This is a genomic window from Kitasatospora sp. NPDC030952, from assembly GCF_055571335.1.
Map to the genome: position 1 here is coordinate 175,416 of NZ_JBVIFM010000016.1, position 12,249 is coordinate 187,664.

The window sequence follows — 12,249 nt, forward strand, 5'->3', positions numbered from 1 at the left end:
GGTGGCGCGCGTGACCTACGAGGCGCTGCCGGGCCGGCGCATCGGCCGGAGGGCGGGGCGGGCCTTGCGGGCCGCGGGCAGCGCGGTGGAGAGTTCGCCGACCGTGGGGTGGTCGAACAGGGTGCGGATCGACAGTTCGACGCCGAGGGCGGCGCGGATCCGGCTGACCAGTTTGGTGGCGAGCAGGGAGTGGCCGCCGAGGTCGAAGAAGCCGTCGTCGATGCTGACCGTGGGCAGCCCGAGCACCTGGGCGAACAGCTCGCACAGGCTCTCCTCCCGGGCCGTCCTGGGGGCGCGTCCTTCGGGGGTGCCGGTGTAGTCGGGGGCGGGGAGGGCGCGGCGGTCGACCTTGCCGTTGGGGGTGACGGGCAGGGCGTCGAGGATGATGACGGCGGCGGGGAGCATGTAGGCGGGGAGGCGTTCGGCGGCGTGGGTGCGCAGTTCGCCGGGGGTGGCGGTGCCGGTGCCGGTGCCGGTGGTGGTGGTGACGTAGGCGACGAGGCGTTTGTCGCCGGGTTGGTCCTCGCGGACCAGGGCGAGGGTCTGGCCGACGCCTTCGTGGGTGGTGAGGGCGGCTTCGACTTCGCCGAGTTCGATGCGGAAGCCGCGGATCTTGACCTGGTCGTCGGCGCGGCCGAGGAACTCCAGGAGGCCGTCGGTGGTCCAGCGGACGATGTCGCCGGTGCGGTACATCCGGCCGCCGGGCTCGCCGTAGGGGCAGGCGACGAAGCGCTCGGCGGTGAGGGCCGGGCGGCCGGCGTAGCCCCGGGCCAGACCCGCACCGGCGATGTACAGCTCACCCGGGACGCCCACCGGGACGGGCTGCAACCCGCCGTCCAGCAGGTACGCCCGGGTGTTGGCCATCGGGTGCCCGATCGGCACCACGTCCGGTACGGACTCCACTGTGGGCAGGGCGAGTTGGGTCGCGCAGAGGGTGATCTCGGTCGGGCCGTAGAGCACCCGGACCCCGATGCCCGGGACGGCCGCCAGCACCTTGCGGACGGCGGGTGCCGAGACCACGTCCCCGCCGGTCAGCACCTCGCGCACCCCGGCGAAGACACCGGGCTCCTCCTCCGCGATGACGCGGAACAGTCCAGCGGTGACGTGGACGTGGGTGAGCCGGTGGGCCCGGACCAGGGCGCCGATCGCGGCGGCGTCCAGGTCGCCCTTGGGGGCGACGACCACCTGCCCGCCGGAGAGCAGCGGCGCCCAGAGTTCGTAGGTGGAGGCGTCGAAGGCGTGCGGGGCGTGGAACAGCACCCGCAGACCGTCGGGGTGCCGCCAGCACGGGTCCGAGGCGAGCTGGACGACGTCCCGGTGGGTGATGGCGATGCCCTTGGGCAGGCCGGTGGAGCCGGAGGTGAACATCACGTAGGCGAGCTGTTCCGGGTGCAGCGGCGGGCGCTGGGCGCGCTGCCTGCGCGGGCCGTCGAAGCCGAAGGAGTCCGGGGCGAGCGGCAGCACAGGGCAGGGGGCGTCGGCGGCCAGCGGGTGGTCCCGGTGGGCCTGGTCGACCAGGACGAGCGCCGCCCCGGTCTCGGCGGTGATCTGCCGCAGCCGCTCGGCCGGGTGCCGGTCGTCCAGCGGGACGTAGCTGCCGCCGGCCTTGAGCACGGCCAGCAGGGCGACCACCAGCTCGGCGGAACGGTCCATCAGCAGGACCACCGGGGTGTCGGCGCCGACGCCGGCCTCGGCGAGGTGGGCGGCCAGGTGCTCGGCCCGGGAGTCCAGTTCGGCGTAGCTCAGCGTCCCGGTGTCGGCGACCACGGCGGGCGCGTCGGGGGTGGCGGCGGCCCGGGCCTCGAACAGCTCGGGCAGGGTGGCGTCCGGGACGGGCACGGCGGGGCCGTTCCAGCCGGTGAGCAGCTGCTCGCGCTCGGCCGGGGCGAGCAGGTCGATGCCGCCGATCGGGGCGTCCGGGTCGGCCGCGACGGCGCTCAGCACTCGCAGCAGCCGCTCGGCCAGGGTGGCGGCGGTGGTGTGGTCGAAGAGGTCGGTCGCGTACTCCAGTGTCACCGTCAGGCCGGCCCGGGCGCCCTGCTCGGTGGACTCGGTGAACTCGGTGAAGCGGAAGGACAGGTCGAACTTGGCCACGTCCAGCTGGAAGGGGTGCTCGGCGCAGGCCAGGTCGCCGAAGGCGGCGGGCACCGCCGCGCGGCTCTCCAGGGCGACGAGGGTCTGGAACAGCGGGTGCCGGGCCGGGACGCGGGCGGGGTTGAGCTGTTCGACCAGGCGCTCGAACGGGATGTCCTGGTGGTCGAAGGCGTCCAGGTCGGTGCGGCGGACGCGGTCGAGGAGTTCGCGGAAGCTGGGGTTGCCGCTGGTGTCGGTGCGCAGCAGCAGGGTGTTGACGAAGAAGCCGACCAGGTCGTCCAGGGCTTCGTCGGTGCGCCCGGCGACGGGGGTGCCGAGCGGGAGGTCGGTGCCGGCGCCGAGGCGGGTGTAGAGGGTGGCGATGGCGGCCTGCAGCACCATGAACAGGCTGGCGCGGCTCGCGGTGGCCAACTTGCCGAGTGCCGCGTGGAGTTCGGCGTCGACGACGGCCTCCGTCAGGCCGCCCCGGTGGCTGGGGACGGCCGGGCGAGGGCGGTCGTAGGGCAGCGCCAGCTCCTCCGGGGCGTCGGCCAGCGCCCGCTGCCAGTGGGCGAGTTGCTCGGTCAGCAGAGCGGTGGGCCGCTCCTGGTCGCCGAGCAACTCGCGCTGCCAGAGGGCGTAGTCGGCGTACTGCACCGGCAGCGGTGGCCAGTCGGGGGTGCCGCCGGTGGTGCGGGCCCGGTAGGCCTCGCCCAGGTCGCGGAAGAGCGGGGCGACGGACCAGCCGTCGCCGGCGATGTGGTGCAGCAGCACCAGCAGCACGTGCTCGTCGTGCGGCAGCGAGAACAGGGTGGCCCGGACGGGGAGTTCGGTGGCGAGGTCGAAGACCCGGCCGCCGGCCTCGGCCAGCGCGGTCCGCAGTTCCGTCTCGGTGGCCACCGGCACGGTGTGCAGCGGGAGTTCGGGGGCGTCGGTGACCAGCTGGTGGGGCTGGCCGTCGGTGGTCGGGACGAGGGTGCGCAGCGCCTCGTGCCGGGTCACCACGTCTCGCAGTGCCCGCTCCAGGGCGGATTGGTCGACCGCGCCGGTCAGCCGGACCGCGACGGGCGTGTTGTAGAGCGCGCTCGGGCCCTCGAACTGCTCGATGAACCACAGGCGTTGCTGGGCGGGGGAGAGCGGGACGAGGGCGGGCCGGTCGGCCGGCCGCAGGGCCGGGCGGGCCGCGCGGGAGGCGGGCAGGGCGGCGGCCAGCGCGGCGACGGTCGGGTGGTCGAAGAGGGCGCGGATCGGCAGCTCGGCGCCGAGCGCGGTGCGGATCCGGCTGACCAGCTTGGTGGCGAGCAGCGAGTGTCCGCCGAGGTCGAAGAAGCTGTCGTCGATGCCGGGTTCGGCCACCTGGAGGACTTCGGCGAAGAGTTCGCACAGCGCGCGCTCGGTGCCGGTGCGCGGGGCCCGGCCCTCGGTGCCGCTGAAGTCGGGGGCGGGCAGGGCGCGTCGGTCGACCTTGCCGTTGGGCGTGACGGGCAGGGCGTCCAGGACGACGACCGCGGCCGGGACCATGTAGCCGGGCAGGCGGTCGGCGGCGAAGGCGCGCAGCTCCGCCGGGGTGGTGTCACCGGTGACGTAGGCGACCAGGCGCTTGTCACCGGGTTGGTCCTGGCGGACCAGGGCGACGACCTGGCGGACGGCCGGGTGGGCGGCGAACGCGCTCTCCACCTCGCCGAGTTCGATCCGGAAGCCACGCAGCTTCACCTGGTCGTCCGCTCGACCGACAAACTCCAGTTCGCCTGTGGTGGTCCAGCGGGCGAGGTCGCCGGTGCGATACATCCGGCCGCCGGGCTCGCCGTACGGGCAGGCGACGAAGCGTTCGGCGGTCAGCGCCGGGCGGCCGACGTAGCCCCGGGCGAGGCCGTGGCCCCCGAGGTACAGCTCGCCGGGCACGCCCACGGGGACGGGCCGGAGGGCGGCGTCCAGCACGTACGCCCGGGTGTTGGGCAGCGGCCGCCCGATCGGGACGGTGTCCGGCACCTCGGCGGGGGTGCTCATGGGGTGGTGGGTGGCGAAGGTGGTGGTCTCGGTGGGGCCGTAGCCGTTCACCACCCGCAGGCCGGGGCAGGTTTCCATGACGCGTCGCATGGCGGTGGGCGAGACGATGTCCCCGCCGGTCCAGACCTCCTGCAGGGCGGCGAAGGTCTGCGGGGCTTCGGCGGCGAGCACGTTGAAGAGTCCGACCGTCATCCAGGCGGCGGTGACGCCGCCCTGGTGGATCGTGTCGGCGAGTTCGGTGACGCCGAGGCGGCCGGGCGGGGCGATGACCAGGGTGGCGCCGGAGAGCAGCGGGGCCCAGAGTTCGTAGGTGGAGGCGTCGAAGGCGGTGGGCGAGTGGACCAGCACGCGTTCGTGGCCGCCGCCCGAGAAGGTGCCGCCGAGGGCGAGGTCGACGATGGAACGGTGGGTGATGCCGATGCCCTTGGGCCTGCCGGTGGAGCCGGAGGTGTGCATCACATAGGCCAACTGGTGCTCACTGAGTGCGAGTTCGAGGTTGTCGGCGGTCTCCGTGCCGACCGCGAGGGTGGTCAGTCCGGCCAGCGCCGGGTGCTCGCGGTCGGTGACGGCCAGGGTGGCGCCCGCGTCGGCGAGGACGGCGAGCAGCCGCTCCTGCGGCTGGGCGTCGTCCAGCGGCACATAGCTGCCACCGGCCTTCAGTACCGCGAGCAGCGCGATCACCAGGGCGGGTGTGCGCTCCAGCAGTACCGCCACCGGTGTCTCCGTGCCGACCCCGGCCGCGACCAGCCGCCGTGCCAACCCGCTGGCGCGGGCGTTGAGTTCGCCGTAGGTCAGCGTCTCCGAGCCCGCCACCAGCGCGACCGCCTCCGGCGTGGCCGCCGCCCGGGCCTCGAACAGCTCGGGGACCGCGCCGGCCGGCAGCGCGGTGACCGGGCCGTGCCGGTCGAAGAGCAGCTGTGACCGCTCCTGCTCGGTCAACACGTCGACGGTGCCGATGAGTTCGGCCGGGTCGGCGACGATCCGGTCCAGCAGGGCGAGGAAGCGGTCCAGGACGGTGCGTGCCTCGGCGGCGGTGAAGGCGTCCGGCTGGTGGTCCAGGCGCAGTTGCAGGCCGTCGCCCGGGGTGAGGGCGAGCAGCAGCGGGTAGTGGGCGCTGTCGACGTCCTCCACCAGGGTGACGCGGGTGGCGCCGCTCGGGTCGGCGTCGTCCAGGGCGGTCGGGTCCGGGTAGTTGCCGTACACCGTGACGGTGTCGAACAGGCTGCCCAGTCCGATGAGTTGCTGGATCTCGGTGAGGCTGAGGTGCTGGTGGTCCAGCAGCGCGGACTGCTCGTGCTGCAGTCGCAGCAGCAGCTGCCCCCAGGACTCGGCAGGGTCCAGGGTGACCCGCACCGGCACGGTGTTGATGAGCAGGCCCATCATCCGCTCCACGCCCGGCAGGTCGTGCGGCCGGCCGGACACGGTGGTGCCGAACAGCACGTCGTCCCGCCCGGTGAGCCGGGCCAGCAGCACGCCCCAGGCGGCCTGGACGAGGGTGTTGAGCGTGACGCCGTAGCGGCGGGCGGTGCGGCCCAGCGCCTCGGTGGCGGCCGGGGTGAGGGCGGTGTGCAGGCGCAGCGGCAGCTGCGGGGTGGCGGTGCTGCGGGCGGGGGCGAGCAGGGTGGGCTCGTCGGCGCCGGCGAGGGCGCCGGCCCAGGCGGCGCGGGCGGCGGCGCCGTCGCGCCGGGTGATCCAGCGCAGGTACTCGCGGTAGGGCGCGGCCGGGGGCAGCGGCCGGCGGAAGTACAGGGCCCACAGCTCCTCGGCGAACAGCGGGGTGGACCAGCCGTCCAGCAGGATGTGATGGGCGGCGGCGATCAGCCGGTGTCGGCCGGGGGCGAGGGTGAGCAGGGTGTAGCGCAGCAGCGGGGGCCTGGCCAGGTCGAAGCGGCGGCCGTACTCGGCGGCGGCGATCCGCTCGGCCTCGGCCTCCGGGTCGGGGTGCGCGGTCAGGTCGAGGACGGTGAAGGGCAGTTCGACGTGGTCCGGCACGGCCTGGACGGGCGGGCCGTCGGGGCGCTGGTGGAAGCCGGCCCTGAGGTTGGGCTGGCGCAGCAGCAGGGCCTCGGCGGCGGCGCGCAGCCGGTCGGCGTCGACCGGGCCGGTGAGGTCGAAGGTGCAGACGGAGGTGTAGACGTCGGCGCCGTCGGTGTCGTACTCGGCGTGGAAGGCCATGCCCTGCTGGAGCGGGGAGGTGGGCCAGACGTCCACCAGGGCGGCGGGGGCGTGGAGTCCGGCGAGCCGGTCGACCTCGTCCTGGCCGAGGGCGACGAGCGGGAAGTCGGAGGGGGTGTGTCCGCCGGCGTCCGGCCGCCGGGCGTGCTCGGCGAGCGCGCCCAGTGCGGTGAACCAGGCCTCGGCGAGCGCCCGGACCCGCTCCTCGCCGAGCAGTTCGGCGGCCCAGGACCACTGGGCGACCAGCAGCGGGCCCTGTGGGGTGTCGACGGTGGTGGCGTCCAGGCCCAGCACCCGGCCGAGCGCGAGGTCCGGCGCGGCGCCCTCGGTCATCGCCTCGGCGCCGGCCCGTACGGACTCGGCGGTGACGCCCTCGGGCTGGAAGCGGCCCAGGTAGTTGAACTCGACCTGCGGCTCGGCGTACCCGGCCAGCACCTCGGCGGTGGCCGGGTTGAGGTGGCGCAGCAGGCCGTAGCCGATGCCGTTGTCCGGGACGGCGCGCAGCTGTTCCTTCACCCGGCCGAGGGCCCGGCCGAGTTCGGGGCCGGCCGCGGTGACCTCGGCCCAGGACAGCGCTCCGGGGGCGAGCCGTACGGGGTAGACGGAGGTGAACCAGCCGGCGGTGCGGTGCAGGTCGACGCCCTCGACGACCTCCTCCCGGCCGTGGCCCTCGACGTTCAGCAGCACGGCGCCATCGGGCGCGGCCGGGTGGTCGCCGCGCCAGTGGGCGAGGGCCAGGGCCAGCGCGGTCAGCAGCACGTCGTTGACCTGGGCGTGGTACGCGGCGGTGACGCCGGTCAGCAGCGCCCGGGTGGTCTCGGCGGGCAGCACCAGCCGCAGGGTGGCGCCGGTGGCGTAGGTGTCCTCGGCCGGATCCAGGGCCCGGGCGCCGAGCAGCGGGTCGGGGGTGGCCAGGGCGGCCTGCCAGAGCGGGAGTTCGGCGGCCCGGCGGTCGGTGCGGGCCTCCGCGGTGAGCCGCTGGGCCCAGCGGCGGAAGGAGGTGGGCACCGGCGGCAGCTGCGGTGCGCGGCCCTCGCGGGCGGCGGCGAGCGCGGCGAGCAGGTCCTCCTCGACGATGCGCCAGGTGACGCCGTCCACCACCAGGTGGTGGATCACCAGCAGCAGCTGGGCGGGCTGGTCCGGGCCGGCGTCGAAGCGGACGGCCTGGAGCATCCGGCCGTCCTCGGGCGCGAGCCGGTCGCGGGCGGCCTCGGTGGCGGCGCGCAGGGTGTCCGTGGTGGCGGGGCCGGGGACGCTGCGCAGCAGCTCGGCGGCGGGGACGGCGCCGGGCGCGGGGACGTGCAGGGTCCAGGGGCGCCGGGCGAGCGGGGAGGTGCGGGCGCGCAGCACGTCGTGGTGGTCCAGCAGGACCTGCAGGGCGGTGGTCAGGTGCCGGTGGCCGGTGCCGGCCGGGAGGGTGAGCAGGGTGGACTGGTAGAAGCTCCCGACGGCGCCGCGCTGCTCGGACAGCCAGTGCACGATCGGCGTCGGCGGCACCTCGCCGAGGCCGGCCCCGGGCGGCTCGACGGCGACCGGCCCCTCCAGCGGGCGGGCGACCAGGGCCAGCGCCTCGACGCTGGGGGCCTCGAAGACCGCGCGGGGGGTGAGCTGCAGCCCGGCGTGCCGGGCCCGGGAGACCAGCTGGATGGCCACGATGGAGTCCCCGCCGAGCTCGAAGAAGGACTCGGTGACCCCGACCCTCGGCAGTCCGAGCACCTCGGCGAACAGCCGGGCCAGGGTGTGCTCCAGCTCCCCGGCCGGGGCCCGGCCGCCCTCCTCGGCGGCGCCGAGGACCGGCGCGGGCAGGGCGCGCTTGTCCACCTTGCCGTTGGGCGTGAGCGGCAGCCGGTCCAGGACGACGACGGTGGGCACCATGTGGTCGGGCAGCAGCTCGGCGCAGTGGGCGCGCAGCTCGTCCGGGTCGGCGGTGCCGACGGTGTAGCCGACCAGCCGGCGCTCGCCCGGGCGGTCCTCGCGGACCAGCACCACGGCCTGGCGGACCCCGGGGTGGGCGGAGAGGGTCTGCTCGATCTCGCCGAGCTCCACCCGGAAGCCGCGGATCTTCACCTGGTCGTCGGCCCGGCCGAGGAAGTCCAGCTGGCCGTCCGGGCGGTGGCTGCCGAGGTCGCCGGTGCGGTACATCCGCTCGCCGGGCTCGCCGAAGGGGCAGGCGACGAACCGGTCGGCGGTCAGGCCGGGGCGGCCCAGGTAGCCGCGGGCCAGGTGCGGGCCGGAGACGTACAGCTCGCCGACGGTGCCGGGCTCCACCGGGCGCAGCCGCTCGTCCAGCAGGTGGATCCGCACGTCCTGGCAGGGGTGGCCGATCGGGGGCTGTTCGGTGCCGGTGAGCGGCTCGCTCATGGTGACGATGACGGTGGTCTCGGTCGGCCCGTAGCTGTTGAGCATCAGCCGGTCCCGGCCGAGCCGGGCGGCCAGTTCGCGCGGGATGGCCTCACCGCCGCCGATCAGGGTGCGCAGGGTCGGCAGCGGGACGTCCGGCAGGGTGGCGGCCATCGCGGTGGCGACGTCGGCGTGGGTGACGCCGTGCCGGTCGATCAGCGCGGCCAGCGCCTCGCCGACCAGCTCGCTCTGCTCGCGGGGGAGGACGAGCGCGGCGCCGGTGGTGAGCGCCACGGCCAGGTCGGAGACCGAGACGTCGAAGCTGAGCGAGGCGGCCTGGAGCACCCGGCTGCCGGGGCCGACCCCGGTGGCGGCGACCTGGGTGCCGACCATGCTGGGCAGTCCGGCGTGGGTGACGGCCACGCCCTTGGGCACGCCGGTGGAGCCGGAGGTGTAGATGACGTACGCGGTGTGGTCGGCGCTCAGCGGCCGCACCCGCTCGTCGGCGGTGAACGGGGTGCCGGGCCGCCCGGCGAGGTCGGCCAGGTGCTCGGGGGAGTCGAGCAGCAGCCGGGGGGCGCCGGTGTCGGGCAGCCGCTCGGCGGTGCCGGCGGTGCTGAGCACCAGGGCGGCGCGGGAGTCGGTGAGCATGTGGCGCAGCCGCTCGGCCGGGTAGGCCGGGTCGGCGGGCAGCCAGGCCGCGCCGGTCTTGGCCACGGCGAGGATCGCGGCGATCGCCTCGGGGGACTTCGGCAGGGCGAGCGCGACGACGTCCTCGGTGCCCAGGCCGCGGGCGGCGAGCACCCGGGCCAGCCGGTTGGCGCGGGCGTCCAGTTCGGCGTAGCTGAGGGTGACGTCCTCGGCGTACAGCGCGGGGGCCTGCGGGGTGCGGGCCACCTGGGCGTCGACCAGCGCGCTGAGGGTGGGGCGCGGGTCGGCGGTGACGGGGGTGACGAGGGTGGTGGGGGCGACGAGCCGGGTGGCCAGGCCGGCCGGGGTGGGGGCGTCCAGCAGCAGTGGCAGCGGCACCCGGAAGCCGAGTTCGGCGCGCACCCGGGCCAGCAGCCGGACGGCGGCGGGCCGGTCACCGCCGAGGTCGAAGAAGCCCGCCGCGGGATCGACGGACTCCCGGCCGAGCACCTCCGCGAACAGTCGACACAGCAGCACCTCGGCCGGTCCCGGCCGCGGCTCGGTTCTGTGTGTCTGCTGGTCCCCGGACATGTGACTGTCTCCCTCGTTGCTGCGTGACCGGTGGAGCGTGCGGTGGTGCGGTGTGCTGCGGAGCGGTGGTGCGGTGCTGAGCAGGTGCGGAGCGATGGCGCGGTGCGGAGCAGTGGCGCGGTGTCGTGCGGTGTCGTGCGGTGTGGAGCGGCCGAGCCCGGCGGAGCGGTCAGCGGCCGGCCAGGTGGGTGACCAGGCTCTTCGGCCGCAGGTCCTGCCAGTGCTGCTCGACGTAGTCCACGCAGTCCTGGCGTCCGGCCGCGCCGAAGACCTGCTGCCAGCCGTCGGGCACCGGGCTGAAGACCGGCCACAGCGAGTGCTGGCCCTCGTCGTTGACCAGGACGAGGTAGTCGGCCTCGGGGTCCTCGAACGGGTTCGCCATCGTCGGTTTCCTCTCTGTTGGGAGAATTACGAAGAGGGGGGAATTTCGTTGTCGCGCGGTGAACGGATTACGTCGACGTACGGTTCAGCGACTTCGTCGCAGTACGGTCACGGACCCCAGCCGGAGTCGTCGCCGTGGACGGTGGAGGGCCCGGCGACGGCGGTGGACGGGTAGGGTGCGGCGTGGGTCTGGAGGCCGATGACGGCGACCAGCAGAACGGTGAGAATCCCCAGCATCTTGTGAATGCGAGCGGCAAGATTCGTCATGGCGAATTCCTCTTCCTGAGGCGGGCGGTGTGTGCGCTCCTCGCTGTGAATGCATCCTGCCGAGGCTCAAACTGGCGTGGAAGCTCTGGCCGTTATCGGGATCACGCAATGCGGGAACCGGAAGCGTGAACAGACTGTGTCAAAAACGGGCAGAACTGATGCAATGAGCACCTGGTTCTGTCAGATCAGTGGTGGGAGGACGGGCCCGCGAAGGCCCCGCCCGATGGCTGGATCCGCACCCCGGTGGCCGGAAACCCCCGACTCGACGGCCGGACGGGCCCTGCGGGTCGGCAGGACAACTCCCTGACCAGTAACGGAACTTGATGTTCTACGGCGGTCTCGGCGGATTCGATGCCGGCCTCGGCGGGTTGGACGCCGGCCTCGGCGGGTTGGACGCCCGCCTCAGTGCCGGGAGCCCCGGCGCAGCTCCTCGCGGACGGCCGGCCAGTCCCCGGTCCACGGCCGCCGGGCCCCGGCCGGTGACTCCAGGGCCAGGGTCGCCAGGTAGACGCGCTTGAGCGCGGCCCGCTCGTCCCGCACCCGCCCCGCGGCCTGCTCGATCCGGCGCAGCCGCGCGTGCAACCGCTCCAGCGCGCCGCCGCCCGCGAGCAGCCGCCGCGCCTCCGGACCGAACCGGAAGCCGGGCGCCAGCAGCGGCCAGGCCGCCCGCCACACCCGGAACACCTCGCGGTGGCTCGGCCCCCACTCCCGCTCGGCCCGGCCCAGCCGCTCCAGCGCGGCGGACTCGGTGGGGGCCGTACAGATCTCGTGCAGGGTCCGGGCCAGCGCGCCCCAGTCCTCGCCCGGCGCGTGCCGCAGCGCCGCGTGCAGCAGATGGGCCACCGAGGTGTGCACCACGGTGCGCGGCCAGCGCGCGGACGCCGCCTCGGCCAGGCCCGCGCCCGCGTCGCCGACCAGCACCCAGACCTCGCGCACCCCGCGCTCGGCGAGTCCGGCCAGCACCCGCGGCCAGTGCTCGCCGTCCGTGGCCGGCCACAGGCCCAGCACCTCGCGCAGCCCGTCGGTGGACACCCCCAGCGCCAGGTGCACCAGCGGACCGCCCGAGCGGCCGCTGCGCACCGAGTCGAGGAACACCACCGGGTAGACCGGGTCCAGCGGGCGCCCGCGCCGGTCGGCGAGCTCGTCCAGCACCTGATCGGTGATCACCGAGACGGTCTCCCGGCTGAGTTCCACCCCGTACACCTCCGACAGGTGCGCCACCAGCTCACCCGAACTGAGGCCGCGCGCGGTCAGCGAGACCACCAGCCGGTCGAGGCCGGGCAGCCGGCGCGCCCGGGGGCGGACCGTACGGGGGGCGAAGCTGCCGTCCCGGTCGCGCGGCACCCGCACCTCGACCGGCCCGATCTCGGTGAGCAGCCGTCTGGCCCGGGCGCCGTTGGGGCCGTTGGGATTTGCGGCGGCCGGGCCGAGGGCGCCGCCGCGACCGCCGGCGCCGGCCGGGTTGTTGCCGACCGCCGTACCGCCGACCGCCGTACCGCCGACCGCCGTACCGCCGACCGCCGGAGTGCCGCCCGCCGTATTTCCGCGCGCCGGAGTGCCGCCACCGGGCCCGCCGCCGCGCAGGTGCTCCTGGAGCTCGATCTCCAGGGCACGCTCGATCAGCTGCTTGGCCAGCGCCTGGAGCAGCCCGCCGTCACCGAGCAACTGCACGGCCCCGGAGCCGACCTGGGCGGCCGCGGCCTCCGCGAGCTGCCGCACCAGCCGCTGGTCCACCAGCGCGGCCGGGTCCACGGGAGGGGGCGGATCGGGATCAGCTCGCAACAA

4 protein-coding genes are annotated in these 12,249 nt (G+C 75.1%); all 4 read right to left on the reverse strand.

The window, feature by feature from the left end; translation table 11 throughout:
- Positions 1-15 precede the first annotated feature (15 nt).
- The 4 genes from ACZ47G_RS26295 to ACZ47G_RS26310 all read right to left on the reverse strand — a co-directional run bounded on the left by ACZ47G_RS26295 (position 16) and on the right by ACZ47G_RS26310 (position 12,216).
- Complete coding sequence (locus ACZ47G_RS26295) at positions 16-9,816, reverse strand: amino acid adenylation domain-containing protein (RefSeq protein WP_465746615.1); 9,801 nt, start codon at positions 9,814-9,816, stop codon at positions 16-18.
- Between the two features lie 169 nt (positions 9,817-9,985).
- On the reverse strand, positions 9,986-10,198 hold the full coding sequence (locus ACZ47G_RS26300) for an MbtH family protein (protein ID WP_465746617.1): 213 nt from the start codon (positions 10,196-10,198) through the stop codon (positions 9,986-9,988).
- 107 nt (positions 10,199-10,305) lie between these two features.
- Positions 10,306-10,464, reverse strand: a complete 159-nt coding sequence (locus ACZ47G_RS26305; RefSeq protein ID WP_465746619.1) for a hypothetical protein — start codon at positions 10,462-10,464, stop codon at positions 10,306-10,308.
- Between the two features lie 402 nt (positions 10,465-10,866).
- Entirely contained in the window at positions 10,867-12,216 is a 1,350-nt protein-coding gene (locus ACZ47G_RS26310; protein WP_465746670.1) for an IS256 family transposase, read from the reverse strand.
- Positions 12,217-12,249: the final 33 nt, after the last annotated feature.

Excerpts from the sequence above, each read along its gene's own strand:
- ACZ47G_RS26295 (WP_465746615.1), bottom strand. The coding sequence starts at position 9,816 with ATGTCCGGGGACCAGCAGACACACAGAACCGAGCCGCGGCCGGGACCG.
- ACZ47G_RS26305 (WP_465746619.1), bottom strand. The coding sequence starts at position 10,464 with ATGACGAATCTTGCCGCTCGCATTCACAAGATGCTGGGGATTCTCACC.
- ACZ47G_RS26300 (WP_465746617.1), bottom strand. The coding sequence starts at position 10,198 with ATGGCGAACCCGTTCGAGGACCCCGAGGCCGACTACCTCGTCCTGGTC.